This is a genomic window from Hahella sp. NBU794, assembly GCF_050749805.1.
Taxonomy (GTDB): Bacteria; Pseudomonadota; Gammaproteobacteria; order Pseudomonadales; family Oleiphilaceae; genus Hahella.
In genome coordinates this window covers 707,521-732,000 of the sequence record NZ_CP192738.1, presented here as the reverse complement: position 1 = coordinate 732,000, position 24,480 = coordinate 707,521, and the positions used below count along the sequence as shown (strand labels likewise).

Here is a 24,480-nt window from a genome sequence, read left to right as displayed (position 1 = left end):
AGTAGAATAATTGATCATCAGGCCCTCGGTTTTCCCCAGGATTGACGTTTTTTTCACCTCAGCCCCGTCCCGGCGCGCCGGAGAGACTATAATCCTGCCTTGAGCATTCCCTTTTGCAGTCAGACCTTTATAGTGTAAGGCCCCTGTCCGGATGCCCCGCGCCACACGGACAGGCAGGAAAAACAAAGGAGTACGTCTGCGGATGAGTTTGTATTTAATTCCACTGGCTCCCCTGTTGGGGGCGTTGGTTCCCTTATTCTCCGGACGCTCGGGCCGTAGCGCCCTGGCGCTCTCCGTCGCGTTGTTTCCAGCCTGGGCGCTGGTCTACATGCTGATCCAGGCGCAAGCCGTGCTGGATGGCGAAACCCTGCGCTTCGCGGTGGACTGGATACCCGCCATCGGGCTGCAACTGGCTTTCCGCCTGGATGGACTCGGCCTGCTATTCTGCCTGCTGATACTGATCATCGGATTGCTGGTGATTCTGTACGCGCGTTACTACCTTTCCGAACAGGAAAACATGGGGCGGTTCTACTCCTACCTGCTCCTGTTTATGACGGCGATGCTCGGCATCGTGCTGTCCAATAACCTGTTGCAGCTCTGGCTGTTCTGGGAACTCACCAGCATCAGCTCATTCCTGCTGATCAGTTTCTGGTCCCACAAAAGCGACGCCCGTAAAGGCGCGCGCATGGCGCTGGCCATCACGGGAGCCGGAGGACTCGCGTTATTGGCGGGACTACTGCTGATTGGAAATATGGTCGGCGACTACAGTCTGGACACCGTCTTGGCGAATGGCGCGTTGATCAAGGCGGACCCCGCTTATCCCGTCGCCCTGATTTTGCTGTTGCTGGGCGCGTTTACCAAATCCGCCCAGTTTCCATTTCATTTCTGGCTGCCTCACGCCATGGCGGCGCCGACGCCGGTCAGCGCCTATCTGCACTCCGCCACCATGGTGAAAGCCGGTATTTTCCTGCTGGCGCGGTTCTACCCGGCCATGTCCGGCACTGACATGTGGTTCCTCGCGGTCAGCATGACCGGGTTGATTACTCTTCTCTACGGCGCTTTCACCGCGTTGTTCCAGCACGATCTGAAAGGGTTGTTGGCCTACTCCACCATCAGCCACCTGGGACTGATCACCCTGCTGTTGGGTATGAATACCCGTTTGGCGGCAGTGGCGGCGGTATTCCATATTATCAACCACGCCACCTTTAAGGCCTCGCTGTTTATGGCGGCGGGCATCATCGATCATGAGTCCGGTTCTCGCGATATGCGCAAGCTCAACGGCTTGTGGAAATACATGCCGCATACGGCGGCGCTGGCCATGGTGGCGGCGTCCTCCATGGCCGGCGTGCCACTGCTGAACGGTTTCTTGTCCAAAGAAATGTTCTTTGCGGAAACCCTGGATCAAAGCACCCTGGGCGGGCTGTCCTGGGTCATTCCCGTTCTCGCCACTGTCGGCGGCGCGTTTTCCGTGGCCTATTCGCTGCGTTTTATTCACGACGTTTTCTTCAATGGCGACCCCATTGATTTGCCGCGGACGCCTCACGAGCCGCCTCGTTACATGAAGGTTCCGGTGGAAATTCTGGTGGCGCTCTGTCTGCTGGTTGGGGTGTTCCCCAACTATGTCGTCAACAGCCTGCTGAACGCCGCTTCGGCCGCGGTGCTCAATGGGCGCCTGCCGGAATACAGCCTCGCCATCTGGCATGGCTTCAACATTCCCATGCTGATGAGTCTGGCGGCCATGGCTGGCGGCCTCTATATCTATTACAACCGGCGCATGCTGTTTCAGTTTCATGCCCAGTTTCCCCAGCACGACGCCAAACAGATCTTCGAAGGCGCGGTGCAATACGTCGCCAAGCAGTGCGAGCGTATTATCGACGCGCTGGAGAACGGCTCCCTGCAACGCTACGTGTTTTTGCTGCTGCTGTTCGCGTTGATGTTTATGGCCGGTCCTTTGCTGGATTTACACCACAGCGCCGGCTCCCGCCCGCAGCTGGAACTCAACGGCGTAGTGCTGACAGGAGCCATCCTGCTGAGCCTGAGCGCAGTGGCGACAGTAATCTGGGCGCGGCGACGCTTTATCGCCTTGTTGTCGCTGTCCGTGACGGGGCTGATCGTTTCCATCGCCTTCGCCTACTTCTCCGCGCCGGACCTGGCGTTGACACAGCTGTCCGTTGAGATCATCACCGTCATACTGCTGATGCTGGCCCTGTTCTTCCTGCCTCAGACCACCCTCAAAGAATCCAGTCCCAACCGGCTGACCCGCGACCTCAGTCTTGCGGCGCTGATAGGCGGCGTGGTCGGAAGCATCAGCTATGCACTGATGACGCGTCCATTGTTGAGCATTTCCGATTACTACCTGACTCACAGTAAAACCGGAGGCGGCGGCGACAACGTGGTCAACGTCATCCTGGTGGATTTCCGCGGCTTCGACACCCTGGGGGAAATCACCGTGCTGGGCATCGCCGCCCTGGGAATATACAAGCTGATCGCCGGCATGCGTCTGTACATGCCAGCGGGAGATGACAGCGGTCGCCCCTGGAGCCAGGACCGTCACCCGATGATCCTGGCCCTGGTGTCGCAAAACCTGCTGCCCCTGGCGCTGTTGGTGTCGGTTTACATCCTGCTGCGCGGCCATAACCTGCCCGGCGGCGGCTTCATCGCCGGCTTGATCACCGCCGTGGCGATTATCCAGCAATACATCGCCCATGGCGTGGACTGGATCAAACACCGCGTACGCATCAACTATCAGGCTCTGATCGCCGGCGGCGTGCTGCTGGCGGCCCTTACCGGCGCCGGCGCCTGGGCGTTCGACCGCCCCTTCCTGACCAGCTGGTTCGATCATTTTCATCTGCCCTGGATCGGCGACTTCGAACTCGCCAGCGCCATGCTGTTTGACCTTGGCGTCTATTTGACTGTGGTGGGCGCCGCCATGCTGATTCTGGCGAATCTGGGCAAGCTCACCACCAGCGAGCGCCCGACTTTTGAAAACGGCGACGCCCCGCGCGCGCCTGCGACGCATCACAAAGAGGAGTTTTAAATGGAAGGCGTTTACGCATTCTGTGTCGGCCTGCTGACGGCCTGCGGCGTATTCTTATGCCTGCGCGGACGCACCTTTTCTGTGGTGCTTGGGCTGACGCTGCTGTCCTACGCCGTCAACCTGTTCCTGTTCGCCAGCGGGCGCCTCGCCCTGTACGGCGCGGCGGTCCTGGGCTCCACTGAAAAATACGGCGACCCTCTGCCACAGGCCCTGGTGCTGACCGCCATCGTCATCGGCTTCGCCATGACCGCCTTCCTGGTTATCCTGGCGATGCGTTCGCGGGCGGACCTGGGCAATGATCATGTGGACGGACGCATTCCCTCAGAGCCTTCTCTGGTGCAAAGACGCACGGGGAGAAAAGGATGATGCAGCATTTGCCAATCCTTCCCATCGTCATTCCCTTGCTGGCGGGCGTCCTGTTATTGCTGCCCCCGCTCTGCCACTCCCTGCCCAGGCAGCGTTTCATCGCCGTCGCAGTGAATCTGGCGCTGATCGTCACGGCGGTCATGCTGCTGCAGCGGACGCATCTGGAAGGCGCTCTCACCTACGCCTTGGGAGACTGGCCGTCGCCTTTCGGCATTGTGCTGGTGGCGGACCGCATTTCCGCTCTGTTGACGCTGCTGACCTCTTTGCTGGGCCTGGGCGCATTGTTGTACGCCTGCGCCGGCGACGACAAAAACGGCATGTATTTTCACCCGCTGTTTATGTTCCAGCTCATGGGCGTCAATGGCGCGTTTCTGACCGGTGATATTTTCAATCTGTTCGTTTTCTTTGAAGTGCTGCTCATCGCTTCCTATGCCTTGCTGATCCATGGCGGCGGCAAGCAGAAAACCCGGGCGGCGGTGCACTACGTGATTATTAACCTGGTGGGCTCCTGCCTGTTCCTGTTTGCGCTGGGAACGCTGTATGGCGTCCTGGGCACGCTCAATATCGCGGATATGGCCGCCAAAGCCACGCTATTGGGACCGGACGAACAACCGCTGGCGAAAGCGGGCGGGCTGCTGTTATTGGCGGTGTTCGGCTTGAAGGCCGCGCTGCTGCCGTTCTATTTCTGGTTGCCGCGTTCGTATTCCTCCGCCTCGGCGCCAGTGGCCGCCTTGTTCGCCATCATGACCAAGGTGGGCGCATATAGCATCCTGCGCATCCACACGACGATTTTCGGCGCCGGCGCCGGCGCGTTGGCGGAAATCGCCACCCCGTGGCTGCAGCCTCTGGCGTTGCTGACGCTGATCATCGGCTCCATTGGCGCGCTCGCCAGCCCCAGTTTACGCACGTTAACCGCCAACCTGACGCTGGTCTCCATGGGCATTCTGCTGACCGCCATCGCCCTGCAGCGCGCTGACGCCACTGCAGCGGCGCTGTACTACACCATTCACACCACTCTGGTTACCGGCGCGCTGTTCCTGTTGGCGGACATGATCGGGCGACAGCGCGGAAAGGCGGAGGACCGCTTCGTCGCCTCACGGCGTATGCAGCGTCCGGTTGCTTTGGGCGTCGCCTTTGTTATCGCCGCCGTCGCCGCCACTGGCGCGCCGCCATTGTCCGGCTTCGTCGGTAAAGTGCTGCTGTTGCAGGCCACAGAAGGCGCAGTGGAAACGAGTTTAATTTGGCCTATCGTGCTGATCAGCGGACTCGCTGCGATTATCGCCCTGTCCCGCGCCGGCTCGTCCCTGTTCTGGCGTCACAGTGAAGATGCGCCTGTGGCGGAGCCGACGCCGGCGCTAAGGATAATCGCGGTCTATCTGCTGCTGGCGGCCTCGCCTTTGCTGGTCGTGTTCGGCGGGCCGATTACCGAATTTACTGACGCCGCCGCAACGCAATTGCATGACTCAGCCGCCTTGAGCGGCATGATGCAACAAGGAGGCTCCTGATGGTTAACCGCTTACGCCTGTTCTGGTTTCCCTCGCCCTGGCTCAGCCTGCTGTTGTTCGTCGCCTGGTTGATGCTCAACAACAGCGCGGCGCCGGGTCACTTGGTGTTGGGAGCCTTGTTGGCGATCGCGATTCCAAGACTGACCGCCCGACTTGGCGACCCACAGCCCACCATGAAACGGCCTGTCCTGGCGATCCGCTATGGTCTACGCGTGCTGGGCGATATTATTCGCGACAACTTCCGCGTCGCCCTGTTGATCATGGGGCCGAATCAGCGTTTGCAGCCTGCTTTCGTGGCCTTGCCGCTGGCACTGCACGAGCCTCTTCCTCTCACCATTCTCGCCGGCACCATCTCGTTGACCCCCGGCACCGTCAGCGTGGAGATCTCCGAAGATAAGCTTTGGCTCTATATCCACACCTTGCACCTGGACGACGAGGCCGAGCTGATTGCGCATATCAAAGGCCGTTACGAAGCCGCCTTGAAGGAGATATTCGAATGCTGAATCTGGCTCTGCAAATCGCCATCGGCATGGTTTCCATCGCCATGCTTCTCAACCTGTGGCGTCTGCTGCTGGGCCCGGAACCCGCCGATCGGATTCTGGCCCTGGAAACCATGTATCTGAACAGCATGGCGTTGATTATTTTGTTTGGACTCTGGCAAGGCGCCGCCCTGTTCTTCGAGGCCGCGCTGCTGGTGGCCATGCTAGGCTTCGCCAGTACGGCGGCGTTGTGCAAGTTTCTTCTGCGCGGCGACATCATCGAATGAGGCCGGAAAAGAATGTGAGAGTAGTGATATGAGCTTTACGGTAGAACTGATTATCTGCGCTTTGGTCCTGCTTGGAGGCCTTTTCGCCCTGCTGGGCTCCATTGGCGTACTGAAGATGAGTGACTTTTATACCCGTCTACATGCGCCGACTCTGGCCGCGACAGTGGGCATGGGATCGCTGTTGATCGCCTCCATTATCGCCTTCACTGTGCGTGAGCAACGCCTTTCCGCCCATGAACTGCTGATCACCCTGTTTGTGATGATCACTGCGCCAGTTACGGCGCATATGCTGGCGAAAGTTGCGCTGCACCAACGCCAGCAGTCGATCGCAAACACCCGGAATAAGGCGCTGACCGAAAAGATACGCAAGCGCCTGCCGCCGGAGTAAACAAGCTAAGAGATAGGCTTCGTAGCAACCCTATATTGCCCGGTCGAAGGGGAATTATTCTCCGCGCCGGGTCTCCGCTATCGCGTCCGCCGGAATAATCGAGTAAAATACTCGGCCATTTTTTAATCAACCCTCCCGGTGAGTTCTGTATGCACGCGGCGCGTCCTCTGTTTTCCTATCAACGCTATTGGGCTGAATGCTTCGGCACGGCGGAATTTCTGCCGATGTCGCGCAAGGAGATGGAGGCGCAGGGCTGGGACAGCTGCGACATTATCATCATCAGCGGCGACGCCTATGTCGATCACCCCAGCTTCGGCATGGCGGTAATTGGGCGTCTGTGGGAATCCCATGGTTTCCGCGTCGGCATCATTGCGCAGCCGGACTGGTCCTCGAAAGACGCCTTCATGACTTTGGGCAAACCCAACCTGTTCTACGCTGTGTCCGCCGGCAACATGGACTCCATGATCAACCGCTACACTGCGGACCGCAAACTGCGTCACGACGACGCCTACACGCCCAATAACGAAGGCGGCAAACGTCCAGACCGCGCCGTACTGGTGTACACCCAGCGCTGTAAAGAAGCTTACAGCGACGTGCCGGTGCTGGTCGGCGGCATCGAAGCCAGTCTGCGCCGCATCGCTCATTATGATTACTGGTCGGACAAAGTGCGCCGCTCGGTTCTGTTCGACTCCAAGGCCGACCTGCTGGTCTACGGCAACGCGGAAAGAGCGGTGGTGGAAATCGCCCATCGCGCCGCCGCCGGCGAACAAATGAAAGACATGACCAATATCCGCGGCACCGCGTGCGTATTGTCTGAACTTCCCCACGACTGGGAAATGAAGGACTCCACTCGCATCGACAAGCCCGGCAGAGTCGATCCGCTGCCCAATCCTTATGTGTACGCCAATGAGGAAGGAACGGAAGAAGGCTGCAGCTCCAAGCAGGCCGTCGCTAATGAGCCGGAAGAGCAAGTCGTGCATATTCTGCCCCCCAGCGGTGGCCACAAGCGCTTTATTCAACTGCCCTCCTACGAGAAAGTACGCAACGACCCAGTTCTGTACGCGCATACGTCCCGCGTGCTGCACCTGGAAACCAACCCGGCCAACGCTCACACGCTGGCGCAGAAGCATGGCGACCGTTACCTGTGGATGAACCCGCCGGCGATTCCCCTGCAGACCAAGGAACTGGATGACGTTTTCGAATTGCCTTTCCAGCGCATTCCTCATCCTGCGTATGGCAAGGCGCGCATTCCTGCTTACGACATGATCCGCTTCTCCGTGAACATCATGCGCGGCTGTTTCGGCGGTTGCTCCTTCTGCTCCATCACTGAGCATGAAGGCCGCTGGATTCAAAGCCGCTCTCAGGATTCCGTCATCCGCGAGATCGAGAACATCCGCGACAAGACGCCCGGCTTTACCGGCACCATCTCCGACCTGGGCGGCCCGACCGCCAATATGTATCACCTCAACTGTAAGAGTGAGGAGATTCACGCCAACTGCCGTCGTTTGTCCTGCGTTTATCCGACGATCTGTAAGAACCTGAAAACCGATCATTCGGAGACCACGCAACTGTACCGTCGCGCCCGCGCGTTGCCTGGCGTCAAGCGAGTAATGATCGCCTCCGGCTTACGCTATGACCTGGCGGTGGAAGATCCTGAATACGTACGCGAGCTGGTGACTCACCATGTCGGCGGCTATCTGAAAATCGCACCGGAGCATTCTGAGGAAGCGCCCCTGTCGAAAATGATGAAGCCTGGCATGGGCACCTACTACAAGTTCAAGGAGATGTTCGAACGCTTCTCCAAAGAAGCGGGTAAAGAACAGTATCTGATTCCCTACTTCATCGCCGCCCACCCAGGCACCACGGATGAAGACATGCTGAATCTGGCGATGTGGCTGAAGGAAAACGGCTTCCGCGCCGATCAGGTGCAGGCGTTCTATCCTTCTCCCATGGCCAGCGCCACCGCCATGTATCACTCTGAGCGCGATCCCTTGCACCGCATCAACTATAAGACGGACAAGGTATACATCCCGAAAGGCGAACGGCAGCGCCGTCTGCATAAGGCGTTTCTGCGCTATCACGATCCGGACAACTGGCCGATGCTCAGGGAAGCCCTGCAGCGTATGGGCAAGGCGCATTTGATTGGCTACGGCAAGAAGCACCTGGTGCCGCCGACGCAGCCAGCGAATCACCCCAGCGCCAAAAAGTACGGCTCCAAGCTGAATCCGCAAGGCGGACAGCCGCGCAAAGGCCGGGTTCTAACCCAGCACACTGGCCTGCCTCCCCGTCAGGGCGCCGGGCCCAAGCGCGGAAAACCTGCTGGACGCTCGCCGGCGAAAGGCTGATAACAGCATATCTGGCTTCAGATGACGTCCGTCGTCTGAAGCTTTTCTTCAGCCTCAGCACTCGGGCTTAATCCACTTTTTTCCTTGCCCATTTCCCTCGTCCTTACGCCTTTACGATTTTCTTTACCGCTCTCCCAGACACCGCAGATAACCCCCAGAACAATGCTGGTCGGCAGAACCATATACGGCATAACAAACTTCATTTGAGGCGACAGAGGAAAAAGCAGAAAGAACACGCCGTAGTCGATCAAAGCGACGACCATACTGATCAGCGTGATATGCAGAACCACCGTCTTTCTCGAATATTCCTTAAAGTAGGTCCACAGGAAATATCGACTGATCGCTACAGAAAATAAGACTGAATAGATGACAAGAGGGAAGATGCCTGGCGGCAGCTCCTCAACGCCCAAAAAGGCCACCAGATAACCAGCAATGGTGGAGATGAAAATAGAACCTAAATAGACTCCCAGCGTTTCAACGCCCCTGTCCATGAAAGAGTCAGGAGCTTGAATCGCACCCATTACGAAGATAACCGTAACAAAGGAAAACGCGCTAAAAAACGGCCCGGTGATAAGCGTGAACAGTAATACTCGTAACTTCATATGATCCTTGCGCTACTGGCGGCTGTTAGTCCTGCGCGTCGACAGCCGCTCGATTAAATCCGAGCGGCATTATGCGCACATAGACCCACGACCGCCAGAGCGGGGCCGGGAAAGCTGGCTGTCAGTCCTCCTTATATAAAACTGACTCAATCCTTTTTAAGTTCATAGGTGAAGCCCGCCATATCCGCCGTCATCGTGTCGCCATCGAAAGCCAGCACTTTGATTTTGGCGTAGCCCAGGTCAATGGTTTGTCCTTTCACCGTGAAAGCGTCGGGAGAAATACGCCGTCCGCCCAGGTTCTGATAGAAGTTATCGCCCTCAAATTCCCACTTGTCATTTTCGTCGTCAGACTCTCCGTTCATGGACAGAATCAACCAGCTTCCCTGCAAGGCCTGCTTGCTCAGCTCCGCCGCTTGCGCGCCTATCGCGAACAGCGCCAGGGCAGTAAATATGACTATTCTTTTCATTGCTTGCGTTTCCATTACCCATTGAAAGGACTTAAGCATAGTCGAAAGAGCGTTAACCGACGTCACGACGTTGCAACAACGCTTCCGCCTCCGCGTACGCCGCCTTGATGTGAAGCCTGAGCTGCTCCAGCAATGCCTGATAGCGAGCGTCGTCGCGCAGCCCCCCTTTAACCAGCTGTTCCAGCTCCGCCGCCAGCTCAGACACCCTGTTGGCCCCCACTGTGGAGGACATGCCTTTGAGACTGTGATAATTCCGCCGGGTCTCCTCGGGGTCCGAAGGCCATTGCGCGGGATACAGCTCCATCAATTTCGGCGCGTCGCGCAGAAACAGCTGAATGGCGCGGCAGTATATCCCCCAGTTGTCGCTCATCCGCGCCAGTGCGCAAGCGGAGTCTATGGCGCCGCTGCTCTCGATGGCGCAACCAGCGGTTTCCTGTGGGACAGTCTCCGTTTCTGGCTGAGCTTCCATTACCGACTCCATTTCTTTTACTGTTTCCTCTTTCGCTTCCGCCTCAGGAGCAGCGGTAGCTGGCGTTGGCGTTGGCGTTGGCGTTGGCGTTGGCGTTGGCGTTGGCGTTGGCGTTGATTCCAGTGAGCTATCCCAGCCCGTTTGTTCTATCAATACTTCCAGTAGATGATCAAAGTCGAAGGGTTTGCCGACATGCTCGTTCATCCCCACGGAGAGCGCCGCCTCCCGGTCCGAGGACATGGCATTGGCGGTCATGGCGATAATCGGCAACGCATTCATTTTCAGTTTGCCGCGAATCTCACGGGTGGCGGTATAGCCATCCATGCCCGGCATCTGGATATCCATCAGCACCGCATCAAACATCGACTCCGCGCTCTGTATCGCCGCCACCGCTTCCAGACCGTCCCCGGCAATGCTTACATTCGCCCCTTCGCTCTGCAGCAGCTCCATGGCCACTTGCTGATTGGTCGGGTTGTCCTCAACCAGCAAGATGGTCATCCCATGCAGGCGTTTACCCGCGGCTGCACCGTTGACGCGATTGCGGGAGCGATCCAACTTCAGGGTATCCGAGGCGGCGTCAAGAATCATGGAGGCGGTCACGGGTTTGGTGAGATAACCGTCAATCGTGTTCGGCGAAGACAGGCGACGACGCTCCATCTCATCACGGGCCTGAGCGCTCACCATCATGATCAGCGGCGCCTGGCCCGCCGGATATTGCGCCTTGATCAGCTCTGCGGCCCGCCAGCCATCCATGCCGGGCATCATCCAGTCCATCAGCACCAGGTTGTATGGCGTGGCGAAATCCGCCGCCTCCATCAACTTGTCGACGCCCTCCTCGCCGCTGACTGCGATCTCCACCGTCCAGCCAAAGGATTCAATCACGCCTCTGAGCACTTCTCTGGCGCTGGCGTTATCATCCACCACCAACACACGCAGCCGTTTAGGCAGACTGCAGGCTTTTTTCGCCGCATTCCATGGCTGCGCCCGGAGACAAGAGATAGAAAAGCGGAACAGGCTGCCCTCGCCTTCCTTGCTTTCCGCCGTAATTTCCCCCCCCATCAAACGCACCAGACGCCGACAGATAGCCAATCCCAGACCCGCGCCGCCGAAGCGCCGGGCGGTTGACGCCTCCGCCTGCGTGAAGCCTTCGAAGATGCGCTGCAACTGCTCTGGAGAGATGCCGATACCGGTGTCGCGCACAGCGAAAGACAAAACCAGATTATCATCTTGCGCAGACTCCAGTCTGACGGATATCTCCACTTCGCCCTGCTCCGTGAACTTCACGGCATTGCCCGCCAGATTAATCAGAATCTGCTGTAAACGCAGGCCATCCAGCTCCAGCCAGTCAGGAATTTTCGGATCAACGTCAAACAGCACCTCCAGCGGTTTGTCGCCAATATTGGCGGTGATAATGACCGCCACATCCTGCAGCAGTTTATCCAGGCTGCAAGGCTCCAAATCCAGAGTCAGTTTGCCGGCTTCGATTTTAGAGAAGTCCAGAATGTCGTTAAGAATGCCCAGCAAAGCTCTAGCGGAAGACTCCGCCTTCTGCACATAGTCTCGCTGACGCTCTTCCAGGTCGGTGCGCTTGAGTAAGTTGACCATCCCCAGAATCGCGTTCATGGGCGTACGGATTTCATGACTCATATTGGCCAGAAATTCCGATTTTGCATTACTGGCTTTATCCGCCATCGACTTGGCTTCACGCAGGCGCTGTTCGTACTCACGCTGCTCCGTGATATCTCGGTTGACGCCAAGCACCAATATCGGTTTGCCCAGATCATTGAATTCCACCACCGCGGCGGCCTGCACATAGCGCACTTCGCCACTAGGGCGCACGATGCGATAAATGGGGTCGTATACGCCCTCGCCCGCCAGCGCCGCCTCCAGTTTCGCCACCGTGGTCGCCTCGTCTTCCGGATGCAGCGCATGGCGCCAGTGGCGATGGCTCAGACCGCCTTTATTCAATTCATAGGGCGCCTGATAGATCTCGAACATCTGCCGGTTCCAGGTGAGCGTGTCGCTCTCCAGGTCCCAGGTCCAGATTCCCAGCTCAGCCACTTCCGCCGCTTTCAGCAGCTGATCGCGCATGGAAGTTAGGTTGCGTCTGTCCTGCACCTGCCGGGAGATATCCGTGGCGACGCCAAGGTAGCCGCTGGTCCGGTTATGTTCATCGCGCAGCTCGGTCACAGAGAGTTGCACAGGAAAACGGGAACCGTCTTTACGCACATAGGTCCATTCGTGTTCATTGGGCAGGCCGCGCTTGGTCTTTGCGATGAATACCTCAAAGCCCGGCGCCAGTTTCTCATCCAGTTCTTCGGAAAACTCCCGCGCCCGCGCCGCCACTTCCTCCCGCAAATGGAAAACCGCGGGCGTTCTTTTGCCCACCATTTCCTTCGTGCTGTATCCCAGCATACGCTCCGCAGCGGGATTAAAAAGCGTGATCACGCCCTCCAGGTCCGTGGCGATAATCGCATTGCCGGCATTGTTGAGAATCGCCTGTTGCAACGCCAGATAGCGCTGTATTTCCGCCGTCCGCGCCTCGACCTGGCGTTCCAGAGACGCATTCAATTCGCGAATTTGATTCTCTATGGAGATCTGGCGGCTGATATCGCGAATCGTCTTGGCGGCGCCGACAATCTCTCCATCCGCGTTTCTGATCGGCGATACGGACACCGACACTTCCACCATCCGGCCATTCTTGCATTTACGCTGAGTATTGAAGGGTTTCACAGGTTCACCCTCTCCAATCATGCGCAGGATATTTTCTTCTTCCGCCACTCTCTCCGACGGCACAGTGAGCTTTTGTACGAAGCGCCCAATCGCCTCATCGCGACGAAAGCCGAACATCAATTCGGCGCCTCGATTCCAATCCGTAATGACGCCGTCCAGGTCCATCCCCAAAACCGCATCCTGGGCGCTCTCCACAATCGCCGCCAATCGCGCCTGCCCGGCGCTGACCAGTTGTCGCTGCCGCATGTTCAACCAGTAGAGATACAAGAAGCCGCCGACCACCGCCATACCGCCAAGCAAAGCCAGCATGATATTCGAAACGATACGCCCAACTCGTTTCTCAGCCATCTCCTGAGGGTAGGTAATGTAGAGCTTTAGAAAGCGGTCCGGCTGCCCCTCCTGCAAAGGCAGATCTCGACTTGTTACCAGTAATCGGCCCTCCTCTTCTCCTTCAAATAAAGACATGGCGCCGAACAAGTCAGCATCGACCTGCTCCTGTGTAAATTCATCCTCCCAGACATGTCGCCTGCCCAGGTCGAACCCAAACGTTTTGTTATCATCAGGATGAATCAAAAAGTCGCCGGCCTGATTAGTGAGGTAAATGTTATATCCCGGCGGCGTCTGCTCCGTAATGTCGGCAAACATGAACTCCGCGCTCATATTGATCACCAGAACGCCGAACACAGAGCCGGCGGAGTTAATAACCGGAGTCGCCACCCTGATTGTCGGCACATGCGGCCATTGCACCATCCCGTATTCACGATTCAGGTTCAGGTCTGACACATACAAAGAGCCGGGCGGAATCAAAATCGCCTCTTGGAAGTAGCCTTGTTGCGCTTTCGGTTGCAGCTCGTCATCCGAGACAATCTCTGGAAGCTCACCGATGCGGTCGACCCTGACGATCTCCCTGCCGCCGTCCGCAACGCCAATTAAACGCACCTGCGTGACCTCGGGATGAGTCACCACATAGCCGGAGAAAATCGTATTCAAGCGCCGCCGCCACAGCGCCAGGGAACTATCTTCCCTGACATCGTAGCCATCGTTTTCCGAAGCGCGCACGATGCCTTGAATGGGAGGAGTGAAGAGGAGAAAGCGCACATCATGGGAAAGCCCTTCCAGTCGCTGGGTGAACTTCTCCGAACGGAAAGCAATCTGCGCCTGCATCAGCGAGTCCGTTTCCGCATAAAGCCGGCGACGCTCAACGCCGATACTGATGTAAATGACAAGCAGACAGACGCCGACAACGACTATCAGCGCAGATAGGATTCGCCATTGAGCTGAGGAGGATTTCCCTGACATCCAAGCTCCCGTCGCCTGTTCGGCGGGCCCGAACAAGCGCCGCCGCCAATGGCCAGCCGCCTCCTCGCGCCAGAATGAGAAGCCGCCCCGCCAGGATTTATGACGACGCCGCTTTTTATCTATAAGAGATTAGCTGAAAAATCAGGACTACGCGGGTTACTGTGAAGTCGAAAGCGGTCTCGTACCGGACTGGTGACAGATCCAGCCCCTTTACCTTGCATCAGTTACTGCAACCGCCCACCTTGAGTCAGAGCCCCACATAAGGGAATATAGTCGCCAACTTATTAATAAGCGTCAGTAAAACAAAAACTTAAAGGAAGAAATGATGAGCGTAGTATCCAAGGACAACGCCGAGCATTACATCTGGGGAGAACGCTGCGACGGCTGGCATCTGGTTAAAAGTCCGACATTAAGCGTTATCCAGGAGCGGGTTCCCAGCGGCTGCTCGGAAGTGCGCCACCTGCATCAAAAGGCGGAACAGTTCTTCTTCGTCCTATCCGGCATTGCGACGCTGGAGGTCAGCGGAGAAACCTATACCCTGTATCCTCACCAAGGCAAGCATGTCCCCGCCGGCGCGCCTCATCAACTAAGGAACGAGTCAACAGAGGACTTAATTTTCACGGTAACCTCAACCCCGCCCAGCCATGGGGATCGGATTGAGCAGAATAAATAGAGGGAACGGTCAGCAAGGCAAGGGCTATTTCTCCTGCCTCTGTGCGAGCCTTCAACATAATTATAGAGATACTGCGTATCTGTCTCCTCAGATTATCGCAAACGTTCCATAGAAATACGCCACCCCAGTTTGGGCGCATCAAATAGATCAAACTTAGATCGCTGGCATTGAATTAATATTCCAACGGAGAACATGAAATGAGCTGGTATGCAGTCAAGAGCCTTTACCATTTTGGAATCAAGGAGTCAGGCAAAAATATTTACGAAGAACGCATCGTATGTTTTAAAGCGAAGAGTTTCGATTCCGCTCACGCAAAAGCCCTAAAGGAAGCTGAGAAATACGCAAAGGACTGCAACTTCGAGTTACACCCGGAGCAAAGTGCTTATAAACAAGACGGAAAAAAACTGAGAAACGGATATGAAATATGGTCTGTATTATATGAGTCAGACCTGGACCTGGAGGCTTTCTATAATGAGCACTATCTCAAGTATGACTACAATCCCGATTCCTAAAGCGCTTCACACAAGAGTTTAAAGGGCCGCATACAAAATATCGCTCACGCCTCAACCATAAGCGCGCCCCTGTCGTCAGGCTTATTAAGTCCTCCTCACTCCGGCTTCCGATAAGCCATGACCTGACAATATTTACGATAGGCCAGGTCGCGACACTCTTCCTCTGGGGTCAGCATATCCGGTTGAATGCCGGTGAGTTCCATCAGACGGCGCTCCAGTTCAGGTTGCGCCTCGATGTCGCCCTCATGGGAGATATGTCTGACGGTAATGCCTTCACGTTGCAGGGCGTAGGCGATCAGCAGGCTACGATGGCAGCTGGCGGGGTCTTTCTCGGCGCACATCAGGGCAATGCGAAAGCCTTTGTTCATTCCTTCTTTCAGCCTTCCCACCCCACTCTGAAACAAATCGGATTGAATCAGGCGGTCAAACTGCACCTGTCGGCTTTCGTCGTAGTGGGTCGGGTCCTTGGAGCGCGGCCCCAATTCCTCGCCAAGATAAACGTAACGTAAGCCATGTTCCTTGAGGTGCTGGATCAGGGTTTCCCGATGGTAGTCGTGAAAGGCGCGGCTATATGGCACAGAGCGGACATCAGCGACCACGTCGATACGATGGTTCTGCAACTGGCTGATAAAGACGGCTATCGGCTTGGTGGCGTAACCAATACTGTAGAGAGAAGGCGTTGAGGCGCTCATTCCGATGTGACTTCCGTCGGCTCCAGGGTCAACCAGCGTTCATCTATCCGAGTGGAGAAGCCCGCTGCGCGCGGATGCCCGCCGCCGCCGAACTTTATCGCCACTTCCGCTACATTGACGCCATCTTCCGTAGATCTTAGCGACCAGCCGCGCTTACCGCCTTTATCACTATACCCTGCTGCGAAGGGATGCCCTTGCGCCAGCACATTGAGCAACTCGCTGGTCACAGCCAGAGGACAGTTAACAATAGGCACCGCATAGCCGGCGATTTCCCCCATCACCGCCCGTCCCTTGTAATACTCGATCATCTGTTCACGAAACCGGTTAATGGCGCGCCCCTCGTCCGCCAAACGCGACAAGGCCGCCCCTGACTGCGCCAGCTCATCCCATACCTCAAAGTCCTTGGGATAAGACATCAGCGCCGCATTGACGTCACGGCTGTCAGCGATGCGCCATTGCCAAAGGTCGCGGTCCTGAATCATCGCCAGCAAGGCTGGAGGCGGGTCTTCGTGAAAGTACTCCCAGGCGATTACCGCGCCGGAGCGGCTCATATCGAACGTCAGACTTAAATTCGGGCATTCCTGATCCAACCCGGCGACCTCTTCCGCCGCGCTGATATGGTGATCCAGCACGATAACGGCGTCAGCGCTGGCGCACAGTTGCTTCAACGCCTCTCGCTTGTAACAGAAGTCCAGCAGGTAAACGCGCTTGCCCGCGCAGTCCGGCGGAGGTTCGCCGTGGGTCGCCGCGTAGTAGTCCGCATCCTGTTTATCCAACATCGTCAGACGTCGGTACGCCGCATAAGCCGCGCCGAAGCCATCGAGGCAATTGCCATGATAAATTACGAGAGTCTGAATCACCGATCGCTCACCTTAACAGTCCTTATAACTGCATATATACGCTAAGTTCAGAGCACGGCTCAACGCCACTTTCCGGTAAGCCAAAATGAAAAAGCCCGACTTTCCATCAGGAAAGCCGGGCTTTCGTAGAGCAGAGACAGCCTATGGCAACAGCATGCCACGGATCATGAAATACAACAGGGCCGCCAGCAACGCTGACACAGGCACTGTAATAACCCAGGCGGCCACAATCTTCTTGATGCTGGCGCGCTTGACGAGTTCTTCACGATACACATGCTTCAAACGCTTGCGCTCTTCTTTGGTGAGAGGCACGTCTTCTTTGTGCTTTTTGGCCTGCTTCAACATCTGCTTCATGTCTTCCACAGACGCTTTTTCGAAGTTGTTCAGGAACTTCTGCAGCTTCTCACGCTCCAGGCCAGCATGCTCATCCAGAATAAGGTGCAGCTGGCTGGCGTAGTTCACTTTCAGATATTCCCTCAGGAAGCCCACGCCAAAGACTGCGCCGACAGCGATATGAGTGGAGCTGACCGGCAAGCCCAACTGAGAGGCCACAATTACAGTGATCGCCGCGGCCAGCGCGATACAGAAAGCCCGCGTCTTATCCAGCTCGGTGATCTCGTTGCCGACCGTCTTGATCAGCTTTGGTCCGTACAGCAGCAGACCAATGGAGATACCCAGCGCGCCGACCATCATTACCCACAACGGAATGGACGCCTTTTGCACGATACCGTGGTTAACGATAGCGTCATTGATCGCCGCCAACGGCCCGATTGCGTTGGCCACGTCATTGGCGCCATGGGCGAAGCTCAGCAACGCCGCTGCGAAAATCAAAGGCACAGTGAACAACTTGTTGACGCTTTCACGGGTGTTTTCCATTTTCCGTGCGGCGCGGCCCACCAACGGCAACAGCGCAAAGTACAGCGCGGCGGCGGCGGCCAGCCCCGCCAGCAAGGCGGTCAAGAAGTCCAGCTTGATGATGTTTTTAGTGCCTTTCAGCAACAGGTAGGTGACGAACGCCCATGCCATGATCGCGATAAGAACAGGAACGTAACGACGGGCTGCGCCCAGTTTGTCTTCTTCATACAGCATGGAGCGCTTGATGAAGTACAGGGTTCCCGCCGCGATAACGCCGCCCAATGCCGGCGAAATGACCCAGCTGGCGACGATCGCGCCCATTTGTCCCCAGTTCGCCACGCCAAAGCCGCCGGCTGCAACGCCCGCGCCCAATACGCCGCCAACAATGGAGTGCGTGGTGGATACCGGCGCGCCCAGGTAGGTCGCCACATTCAGCCACAGCGCGCCGGCTAACAGCGCAGCCATCATCAGCCAAATAAAGGTGGTTGAATCTTGAATGAACTCCGGGTTGATAATGCCGTTCTTGATGGTGCTGACTACGTTGCCCCCGGCGACCAGCGCGCCCAGCGCTTCAAATATCGCCGCCAGCGCCAGCGCGCCCAGCAGAGTGATCGCTTTCGAGCCCACAGCGGGCCCCATATTATTGGCTACGTCGTTGGCGCCGATATTCAACGCCATATAACCGCCGATCATAGCGGCGACTACAAGCAGGTATCCTCCCTCAAGATCGCCGATCCGAAGATTGGTGTATATCAGGATGCCCAGAATAAAAAGTAGCGCAATACCAATGCGAGCCAGTTCTTGCTGCCCACTGGAGGCGGCCTCTTCCAACTGACCCAGGTTGCGAAACTCCATCAGATTTTCCCCTCAGTAAATTTGAAGGCGCAACTTTAACAAAACAGTCATCTGATGGACATAGTCCAAAATCGCGGAAATAACGGCTATTAACGGGGAAATTCCTGGAAGATTGATCTGCGTCTCGCCAGGTTATTGATTCAACCGATTATTTTGTATACATTAAGCGAGTTCGTGCATCAAGAGAAGGACTGACGTCCTCACCAACCTGCCGACCTGGGCAAGGTGGTGCCAGAACCATTACAGGAAACATTTTGTTTAAGTCTTTAATGTCGATTACCAAACGAATTACCAAGGGCATGTTACCAACCGGTAAATAAGCCCCGATCGTTTGCGCCTCTTTAGGCAATAGACATTAGAAAAAACTCCCACGTGCGGGAATGACTTAACCAAAAAACTGTTTTCCGGGTTCTGAGATGTGGCCATCCTGGCAACTCACAGGCAAGCCCCACGTCAGTTCTCGCACGTTTTAATCGATAGTATTAACGTGGAGAACCAAGAACATGTCATTAACCGCTTCAATAGCAGATCAAGCTGAGGCCCATGAGCTTCAGGATCAGCCCGAGCTACCGCCGCCCGGTCTCGAACAGCTTCTCACGTCCGGCGCGACGATCAGTCATTACGTTCACCTTTGTCCCCTGTATGTTTGGATGGCGCACGGCTCATACCGGTGCAAAACTCAGGGAAGCCACGCCTGCTACTGGGTCTACGCGGAATACCGCGACCGCCGCGGAGCCAGCCGTTACGCCAGTTTCCGGTTTTCTTCCGCGCAACAGGCGCTGGATTTCGTACGCTTCAGGCTGGCCGCTATTTCACTGCCGGGAATCAGCTCCGAACAAACCCATCGCCGCCCGTTAGGTTAATCCGACGGGCGCCGCCTGATTTCCTGAACTTTCGCCGACCGCCGCCATCGCATTCCGAAATAATATTTAACAGTTGTTGCGGGAAATACCTGATAGTGTCGGCAATTTATCGAATATATGTGGACTATAATAGAAACAGTCACTTGCAGAGGCGGCCATAACAATAAGACATGACAGAGCGTAACCGCAAAACCAACTTCCATCTGTTAAGCGCAGTCCTCGACGAAGAAGCCAAAGTCGTTAGCGTCATTAAAGCGCTGGCTTATGCGGCGTCCTTCATGTCCTTCGTTATCGGCGTGAAGTCTTGGCTGTGGTCCCATACTGCGCACGCATCCGCGCTGTTCCTGTTTTGCGCGCTGATGCTGATGAACGTGATTTCCTACAACCGCACTCTCAATCAGCAACTGTTCAAAACCCTGTTCTTGTGGCTGGTGGGTCTTTTATTCCTGTATCTCATCGCCGGCGGCGGCGAGAGCAACACCGGCATTCTGTGGTTTTACGTGTTCCCGCCCTTCGTCTTTTATGTGGCGGGGCTGCGCACCGGCAGCTGGATGTTGATCATCATGGTGACGCTGATCGCTATTATCTTCCGCTTCCCGGAACTCCCCTGGGTGCGCACCGTCTACAATCTGGATTTCCAACTCCGCTTCGCCGCCACGGTTTCCTTCGTCTCCGTCTTCGCCTTTGTGATGGACCATTCCAGACGCAAGGCGCGCCAGGAGCTGATCAACATGGCGCGCCTGTATGAAAAGGCCGCGCGCACCGACGAGCTGACTCAGTTGCCGAACCGACGCGACATGCAGCAACAGCTTGAGAAAGAGTATTTCCGCTACAAGCGTCATGGCAGCCACTTTTCGGTGATCCTGCTGGATATCGATCACTTCAAGATGATCAATGACACATACGGCCACGACGCTGGTGACTTCGTACTGATGAAAATTTCAGAGTTATTGGTCAACGCCTGCCGCAAAATGGACATGGCGGCGCGCTGGGGTGGCGAGGAGTTCCTCATTCAATTGCCGGATACCTCACTGGTGCAGGCCCTGACTTTGGCGGAAAGGCTGCGCAAGAGCATCGAGGCCAGTCCGCTGCAGTACAAAAACCAGGATATCAGCTACACCATCAGTTGCGGCGTCTGCTCCATCAGTCAGGCGAAGGATCTGGCCTCTCTATTAAAGCAGGCGGACGTCAATCTGTATCAGGCCAAAATCAAAGGCCGCAACATGGTGATTCCGTTAGTGGTGCAAAAAGCCAGCGAGGATGAGCCCGTCTAAGCCCGTCAAGTCATCGCCATAATCGCGCCCCACTCATGGGGTTCTACCGGCATCACGGAAAGCCGGCTGCGTTTGACCAGCGCCATGTCCTGAAGCGCCGGATTCAGCTTAATCTCCGCCAGCGGAACGACCTTTTTCAATTTGCGCACGAATTTCACTGAGACGCACCACCAGCGGGGGGTCTCCTCCGTGGACTTGGGGTCGTAATAAGGCGACTCAGGATCAAAAGAGGACGGGTCCGGGTAGGCTTCCCGGCAGACTTCCGCGATCCCAGCCACGCCCGGTTCGGGGCAACTGCTGTGATAGATGAACACCTGATCTCCCACTTTCATATCATCGCGCATAAAGTTACGCGCCTGATAATTCCGCACGCCATCCCAGCCGGACACGCCTTCCGGCGAATTCGCCAGATCATCGATGCTGAATGCGTCGGGTTCCGTTTTCATCAGCCAGTACGCCATAGGTTTGTCCTCCTGTTGAGATGCGGGATGGCGGGGTCTAAACAATAAATGCTAAGCCGGGAAAATTCTAATGCGGCGCACTCCGATAACAAAACCTGGCGGGGGCGCTTAAAATTCCTGGCGCGGATGCTTACAATACCCGACTGAATTAATCGGACATTGAATCGTCCCAGTAACCGGGAAAGAGCATGAAAAAGATTGTTATCTGCGTCGGCACTGTGTACGGCGCCGCGCTGGAAACCGCCGAAGCGGTGCAAAAGGCGCTGAATGAGGAAGGATATGAAGCCCGGGTGGCGCAAAATCCCACTCTGGAAGACATCACGGAAACAGACTCCGCCGCGCTGATCTGCACCTCCACCACCGGCAGCGGCGACCTGCCCGACAACATCGCGCCTTTATATACGGCGCTGACCACGCAATTCCCCAATATCGTCGGCAAGCCTTTTGGCGTTATCACCCTGGGCGACAGCTCTTATTTCGACAGCTATTGCGGCGCAGGCGAGCTGATGGAGCACGCCATGACCGAGCTGGCGGCGGTGAAAGTGGGAGACGGTCTCAAGATCGACGCGATGGAAACCGCCGATCCCGCCGCGGAAGCCGTCGCCTGGGCGCAAACCTGGGCGCAGCAATTGGCTTAACCTTTCTCGTCGCCACGCCAGTCTACGACTACTTTCAACAGGCCATTGATTCGCAATGGCCTTCCCTTTCTCTCTCCGATGAACGCCCCAGGTTGGCGTGATCGCCCATCCCTACCTAATCTTAAGTTGTATACGCCGCCTTCGCTTCTCCCCATTACCGCCTTGATGGGGCGACGCTAATTGCTGAATTCAAAAGAACAATGCCAAATATCAAAGCGTTCCTGTTCCTATGTCTGCTCGCGCTAAGCGCCCACTGCCTGGGGGAAGCAGCGCCGCGCAACTATGTCAGCGCGGAGGATAAGGCGATACCGGTTGTCGACTACTGGCGGGACGTTACCGGGGAAGAAAGCCTGGAGGAACTGATCAGCCACGCCGACCACTCTTGGGAGACCATCGCCGCCAACCACGCCAATTTCGGCTATACCAAAGACAGCTTCTGGTTCCGTTTCACCCTGGCCAACGCCACCGATAAGCCGAAGCGTCGTCTGCTCGTAGTCCGAGCGCCTCATCTGGATGATGTTGTCTTTGTCGAGCTGATCAATGGCGAGGTCGTCCGGCGCAGCCAGACCGGCGAATACTACCCGTTCAGTCAACGGGAGACCCTGCACCCTCTTTATATCTACCCCGTGGAGCTGGAGCCCGGCGAAGCGCATGAGTTTATGTTCCGCATTCAAAGCGAGGGTTCCCTGAGTCTGCCTCTGGAGATATGGAAGGAAGACGCGTTCTACCTGCGCAATGATCGGGAGGCCCTTACTCACGGACTTTATTACGGCTTCCTGCTCTTCGTCGTCACCTTCAACCTGTTTATTTTTCTGGCGCTCAGAGAGCCCATGTATCTGTTCTACGTCATCTTTACCCTGATGATTCTACTGGTGCAGGCGACGTTGCAAGGCCGCACCTTCCAGTTCCTCTGGCCCACCGTACCGCAGCTGCAGAACTTTACGATCCTGGTCTCCGTGCCGCTAATCGCGCTGTCGGCGGCGGAGTTTTCCCGGCGTTTCCTGAAACTGCCCGTCAAAGCCCCGCGCCTGAATTACCTGTTGATCGGCATCAGTATCGCCGGAGCGGCTTCAATCGTCGGTGTATTCGCCGCGCCGCCGCACTTGTCAAAAGGCGTGTCCACCGCGTTAGTGCTGGTGACCGACCTGATACTTGTCATTATCGGCCCCTATCTCTGGTGGAAAGGCGTGCGCTCCGCTCGCCTGTTTACCTGCGCCTGGCTGATGCTGGAGTTGGGCGCCAGTTTGACCCTGTTGCTGGTCCTGGGGGTCGTTCCCCATAACCTGCTGACCGCTTACGGTTTCGAAATCGGCTCCGCCGCGGAAGCCGTGCTGCTGTCGGTCGCCATTGTGGAGCGCATCTATGTTGAGCGGAACGAGCGTCTCAAAGCCCAGGAGCAAATCATCGAAGAGCAGCAGGAACTGCAATTGCTGGAGCAACGCCGTTTATATGAGGCGACCCACAGCCATGTCACCGAGCTGCCCAGCCGCGCCTACCTGGAGCGCTTCATCACCGATCGCATCAGCGCCAGGCCCGGCGCCGCCTTTATGGCCTGCCTGATCAGCCTGCAGCGCTACCGTGACATAGACCGCACCCTGGGCAACGAAAACGCACGCCAGCTGATGTATCAGATCGCTCATCAGCTCAATGAGTTCGTCGAAACGCTGGATGGCGTCATCCCCATCGAGCAGTCCGTACAGGGGCCGCTCTACGTGGCGTCGCTGGACGAAATCACCCTGGCGATGCTGCTGGAGCGACGCCGCGACAGCGAAGACGACCAGGAAGTGCTGGCCTTGTCGAAGTTTCTGGGGCAACGCATCCAGTTCGGCTACCTTTCTCTCGATCTAGATCCACGCTTTGGCCTCGCGGCCTACCCCCATCACACAGACAGCGCCGAAGGCCTGTTGCGGCTGGCGCGCATCGCCTTGGACGCCACCCATCACAGCAAGGGCTGCGCCGCGGTATACCAGTCTCAGTACAACCCTTACAGCGAGCGGCGCCTCACCCTGCTGGCGGAGTTGGACAAAGCCATCGACGCCAATAAGCTCAGTCTGCATTTCCAACCGCAATTGGACATTGAGGCCGATGTCATTACCGGGTTTGAGGCGTTGATCCGCTGGACTCATGACGACTTCGGCCAAGTGTTCCCAGATGAGTTCATTCCCTTGGCGGAGCAGGCCGGCCATATCACCAAACTCACACTCTGGGTGATCAAACAGGCTCTGGGCCATCTACAGGAGTTAAGCGAAGCAGGCTACGAAGGCATCGGCATTGCGGTAAACATTTCCATGGTGGATCTGGAAAACAACAGCTTTATCGAGAAGGTGCAACGATTACTGGCTGGCGCCAGCGTTCCCCCGGCGCGACTGACGCTTGAACTCACAGAGACCGCACTCATGCGCGATCCCGAGGGGGCGCTATCGGCGCTGCAGGCCCTCAGAGCGGCAGGCGTGTTGATTGCGCTGGATGACTTCGGCGTGGGTTACTCTTCTCTCTCCTATATCAAGAAGCTGCCCCTGCATAAGGTGAAAATTGACCGCTCCCTGGTCAGCGATCTCGCCAGCGCGCCGGACGCCGGCGTCGTGGCGCGCACCGCCATCGATATGTCCCATGGACTGGGCTACGAGGCGATTGCGGAGGGCGTGGAGGATGTCGAGTCGCTCAATCTGCTGCGATCCATGGATTGCCGTTACATTCAAGGCTACTGGCTGGCCCGGCCGATGCCCTGGGAGTTCGCCATCGAGTGGCTGCGCACTTACGCCGCCCATGCTCAAGAACGGGCGGCGGAACGGGATATGCGCGCCAAATCCGGCTGAGGCG

General features: G+C 56.8%; 20 protein-coding genes and 1 riboswitch. Of the genes, 13 read left to right on the top strand and 7 right to left on the bottom strand.

The window, feature by feature from the left end:
• The first annotated feature begins 202 nt into the window (after nucleotides 1-202).
• The 7 genes from ACQYWX_RS03290 (at nucleotide 203) to ACQYWX_RS03260 (ending at nucleotide 8,407) form a co-directional block, all read left to right on the top strand.
• Complete coding sequence (locus tag ACQYWX_RS03290) at nucleotides 203-3,037, top strand: monovalent cation/H+ antiporter subunit A (protein ID WP_431687870.1); 2,835 nt, start codon at nucleotides 203-205, stop codon at nucleotides 3,035-3,037.
• Entirely contained in the window at nucleotides 3,038-3,403 is a 366-nt protein-coding gene (locus tag ACQYWX_RS03285) for a Na+/H+ antiporter subunit C (protein ID WP_216739957.1), read from the top strand. It begins immediately after the preceding gene.
• Nucleotides 3,403-4,908 carry a monovalent cation/H+ antiporter subunit D gene (locus ACQYWX_RS03280; protein ID WP_431689494.1) on the top strand — a complete coding sequence of 502 codons (1,506 nt, stop codon included), beginning with the start codon at nucleotides 3,403-3,405 and terminating at the stop codon, nucleotides 4,906-4,908. Before ACQYWX_RS03285 ends, ACQYWX_RS03280 begins: the two co-directional genes overlap by 1 nt.
• Entirely contained in the window at nucleotides 4,908-5,411 is a 504-nt protein-coding gene (locus ACQYWX_RS03275) for a Na+/H+ antiporter subunit E (RefSeq protein ID WP_431687869.1), read from the top strand. The genes ACQYWX_RS03280 and ACQYWX_RS03275 overlap by 1 nt, the downstream gene beginning before the upstream one ends.
• On the top strand, nucleotides 5,405-5,674 hold the full coding sequence (locus ACQYWX_RS03270; protein WP_279504063.1) for a K+/H+ antiporter subunit F: 270 nt from the start codon (nucleotides 5,405-5,407) through the stop codon (nucleotides 5,672-5,674). Before ACQYWX_RS03275 ends, ACQYWX_RS03270 begins: the two co-directional genes overlap by 7 nt.
• A 28-nt stretch (nucleotides 5,675-5,702) precedes the next feature.
• Nucleotides 5,703-6,062 carry a Na+/H+ antiporter subunit G gene (locus ACQYWX_RS03265; RefSeq protein ID WP_431687868.1) on the top strand — a complete coding sequence of 120 codons (360 nt, stop codon included), beginning with the start codon at nucleotides 5,703-5,705 and terminating at the stop codon, nucleotides 6,060-6,062.
• Between the two features lie 149 nt (nucleotides 6,063-6,211).
• Nucleotides 6,212-8,407 carry a YgiQ family radical SAM protein gene (locus ACQYWX_RS03260; RefSeq protein WP_431687867.1) on the top strand — a complete coding sequence of 732 codons (2,196 nt, stop codon included), beginning with the start codon at nucleotides 6,212-6,214 and terminating at the stop codon, nucleotides 8,405-8,407.
• 17 nt (nucleotides 8,408-8,424) lie between these two features.
• Here the strand turns inward: ACQYWX_RS03260 and ACQYWX_RS03255 are convergent, their stop codons facing one another.
• The 3 genes from ACQYWX_RS03255 to ACQYWX_RS03245 all read right to left on the bottom strand — a co-directional run bounded on the left by ACQYWX_RS03255 (nucleotide 8,425) and on the right by ACQYWX_RS03245 (nucleotide 13,977).
• On the bottom strand, nucleotides 8,425-9,009 hold the full coding sequence (locus ACQYWX_RS03255; protein WP_431687866.1) for a hypothetical protein: 585 nt from the start codon (nucleotides 9,007-9,009) through the stop codon (nucleotides 8,425-8,427).
• A gap of 146 nt (nucleotides 9,010-9,155) precedes the next feature.
• Nucleotides 9,156-9,476 (bottom strand): hypothetical protein, encoded by a 321-nt coding sequence (locus ACQYWX_RS03250; protein WP_431687865.1) that lies wholly within the window; start codon nucleotides 9,474-9,476, stop codon nucleotides 9,156-9,158.
• Between the two features lie 52 nt (nucleotides 9,477-9,528).
• Entirely contained in the window at nucleotides 9,529-13,977 is a 4,449-nt protein-coding gene (locus ACQYWX_RS03245) for a PAS domain S-box protein (protein WP_431687864.1), read from the bottom strand.
• A gap of 325 nt (nucleotides 13,978-14,302) precedes the next feature.
• Between ACQYWX_RS03245 and ACQYWX_RS03240 the strand changes: the two genes are divergently transcribed.
• Complete coding sequence (locus tag ACQYWX_RS03240; protein ID WP_431687863.1) at nucleotides 14,303-14,650, top strand: cupin domain-containing protein; 348 nt, start codon at nucleotides 14,303-14,305, stop codon at nucleotides 14,648-14,650.
• A 197-nt stretch (nucleotides 14,651-14,847) separates the two neighbouring features.
• Nucleotides 14,848-15,162 carry a DUF4288 domain-containing protein gene (locus tag ACQYWX_RS03235; protein WP_431687862.1) on the top strand — a complete coding sequence of 105 codons (315 nt, stop codon included), beginning with the start codon at nucleotides 14,848-14,850 and terminating at the stop codon, nucleotides 15,160-15,162.
• A gap of 95 nt (nucleotides 15,163-15,257) precedes the next feature.
• On the opposite strand, the gene ACQYWX_RS03230 is transcribed toward ACQYWX_RS03235, so the two are convergent.
• The 3 genes from ACQYWX_RS03230 to ACQYWX_RS03220 all read right to left on the bottom strand — a co-directional run bounded on the left by ACQYWX_RS03230 (nucleotide 15,258) and on the right by ACQYWX_RS03220 (nucleotide 18,424).
• Nucleotides 15,258-15,854, bottom strand: coding sequence for a DUF488 family protein (locus tag ACQYWX_RS03230; RefSeq protein ID WP_431687861.1), 597 nt, complete (start codon nucleotides 15,852-15,854; stop codon nucleotides 15,258-15,260).
• Complete coding sequence (locus ACQYWX_RS03225) at nucleotides 15,851-16,714, bottom strand: DHH family phosphoesterase (RefSeq protein ID WP_431687860.1); 864 nt, start codon at nucleotides 16,712-16,714, stop codon at nucleotides 15,851-15,853. The genes ACQYWX_RS03230 and ACQYWX_RS03225 overlap by 4 nt, the downstream gene beginning before the upstream one ends.
• Nucleotides 16,715-16,855: 141 nt before the next feature.
• The gene (locus ACQYWX_RS03220; protein WP_431687859.1) at nucleotides 16,856-18,424 is read right to left on the bottom strand and encodes an inorganic phosphate transporter; all 1,569 of its coding nucleotides are present in this window, start codon (nucleotides 18,422-18,424) and stop codon (nucleotides 16,856-16,858) included.
• Nucleotides 18,425-18,595: 171 nt separating this feature from the next.
• A riboswitch (SAM-I-IV-variant riboswitch) is annotated at nucleotides 18,596-18,687 on the top strand.
• A gap of 240 nt (nucleotides 18,688-18,927) precedes the next feature.
• Here ACQYWX_RS03220 and ACQYWX_RS03215 point away from each other — a divergent pair.
• Together ACQYWX_RS03215 and ACQYWX_RS03210 are read left to right on the top strand one after the other, a co-directional pair.
• On the top strand, nucleotides 18,928-19,287 hold the full coding sequence (locus tag ACQYWX_RS03215; RefSeq protein ID WP_216739355.1) for a hypothetical protein: 360 nt from the start codon (nucleotides 18,928-18,930) through the stop codon (nucleotides 19,285-19,287).
• Between the two features lie 170 nt (nucleotides 19,288-19,457).
• Nucleotides 19,458-20,561 carry a GGDEF domain-containing protein gene (locus ACQYWX_RS03210; RefSeq protein ID WP_431687858.1) on the top strand — a complete coding sequence of 368 codons (1,104 nt, stop codon included), beginning with the start codon at nucleotides 19,458-19,460 and terminating at the stop codon, nucleotides 20,559-20,561.
• 5 nt (nucleotides 20,562-20,566) lie between these two features.
• Here the strand turns inward: ACQYWX_RS03210 and ACQYWX_RS03205 are convergent, their stop codons facing one another.
• Entirely contained in the window at nucleotides 20,567-21,022 is a 456-nt protein-coding gene (locus ACQYWX_RS03205) for an EVE domain-containing protein (protein WP_431687857.1), read from the bottom strand.
• Between the two features lie 188 nt (nucleotides 21,023-21,210).
• Here ACQYWX_RS03205 and ACQYWX_RS03200 point away from each other — a divergent pair, with 188 nt between their 5' ends.
• Both ACQYWX_RS03200 and ACQYWX_RS03195 read left to right on the top strand, forming a co-directional pair.
• Nucleotides 21,211-21,660: a flavodoxin gene (locus tag ACQYWX_RS03200; protein ID WP_216739357.1), complete on the top strand. Its 450-nt coding sequence runs from the start codon at nucleotides 21,211-21,213 to the stop codon at nucleotides 21,658-21,660.
• A 200-nt stretch (nucleotides 21,661-21,860) separates the two neighbouring features.
• Nucleotides 21,861-24,476, top strand: a complete 2,616-nt coding sequence (locus ACQYWX_RS03195; RefSeq protein ID WP_431687856.1) for an EAL domain-containing protein — start codon at nucleotides 21,861-21,863, stop codon at nucleotides 24,474-24,476.
• Nucleotides 24,477-24,480 lie beyond the last annotated feature (4 nt).

Coding starts and splice junctions, on each gene's coding strand:
- ACQYWX_RS03255 (WP_431687866.1), bottom strand. CDS start 9,009: ATGAAGTTACGAGTATTACTGTTCACGCTTATCACCGGGCCGTTTTTT.
- ACQYWX_RS03260 (WP_431687867.1), top strand. CDS start 6,212: ATGCACGCGGCGCGTCCTCTGTTTTCCTATCAACGCTATTGGGCTGAA.
- ACQYWX_RS03215 (WP_216739355.1), top strand. CDS start 18,928: ATGTCATTAACCGCTTCAATAGCAGATCAAGCTGAGGCCCATGAGCTT.
- ACQYWX_RS03220 (WP_431687859.1), bottom strand. CDS start 18,424: ATGGAGTTTCGCAACCTGGGTCAGTTGGAAGAGGCCGCCTCCAGTGGG.
- ACQYWX_RS03210 (WP_431687858.1), top strand. CDS start 19,458: ATGACAGAGCGTAACCGCAAAACCAACTTCCATCTGTTAAGCGCAGTC.
- ACQYWX_RS03265 (WP_431687868.1), top strand. CDS start 5,703: ATGAGCTTTACGGTAGAACTGATTATCTGCGCTTTGGTCCTGCTTGGA.
- ACQYWX_RS03200 (WP_216739357.1), top strand. CDS start 21,211: ATGAAAAAGATTGTTATCTGCGTCGGCACTGTGTACGGCGCCGCGCTG.
- ACQYWX_RS03245 (WP_431687864.1), bottom strand. CDS start 13,977: ATGTCAGGGAAATCCTCCTCAGCTCAATGGCGAATCCTATCTGCGCTG.
- ACQYWX_RS03230 (WP_431687861.1), bottom strand. CDS start 15,854: ATGAGCGCCTCAACGCCTTCTCTCTACAGTATTGGTTACGCCACCAAG.
- ACQYWX_RS03205 (WP_431687857.1), bottom strand. CDS start 21,022: ATGGCGTACTGGCTGATGAAAACGGAACCCGACGCATTCAGCATCGAT.
- ACQYWX_RS03285 (WP_216739957.1), top strand. CDS start 3,038: ATGGAAGGCGTTTACGCATTCTGTGTCGGCCTGCTGACGGCCTGCGGC.
- ACQYWX_RS03250 (WP_431687865.1), bottom strand. CDS start 9,476: ATGAAAAGAATAGTCATATTTACTGCCCTGGCGCTGTTCGCGATAGGC.
- ACQYWX_RS03195 (WP_431687856.1), top strand. CDS start 21,861: ATGCCAAATATCAAAGCGTTCCTGTTCCTATGTCTGCTCGCGCTAAGC.
- ACQYWX_RS03270 (WP_279504063.1), top strand. CDS start 5,405: ATGCTGAATCTGGCTCTGCAAATCGCCATCGGCATGGTTTCCATCGCC.
- ACQYWX_RS03280 (WP_431689494.1), top strand. CDS start 3,403: ATGCAGCATTTGCCAATCCTTCCCATCGTCATTCCCTTGCTGGCGGGC.
- ACQYWX_RS03240 (WP_431687863.1), top strand. CDS start 14,303: ATGAGCGTAGTATCCAAGGACAACGCCGAGCATTACATCTGGGGAGAA.
- ACQYWX_RS03290 (WP_431687870.1), top strand. CDS start 203: ATGAGTTTGTATTTAATTCCACTGGCTCCCCTGTTGGGGGCGTTGGTT.
- ACQYWX_RS03235 (WP_431687862.1), top strand. CDS start 14,848: ATGAGCTGGTATGCAGTCAAGAGCCTTTACCATTTTGGAATCAAGGAG.
- ACQYWX_RS03275 (WP_431687869.1), top strand. CDS start 4,908: ATGGTTAACCGCTTACGCCTGTTCTGGTTTCCCTCGCCCTGGCTCAGC.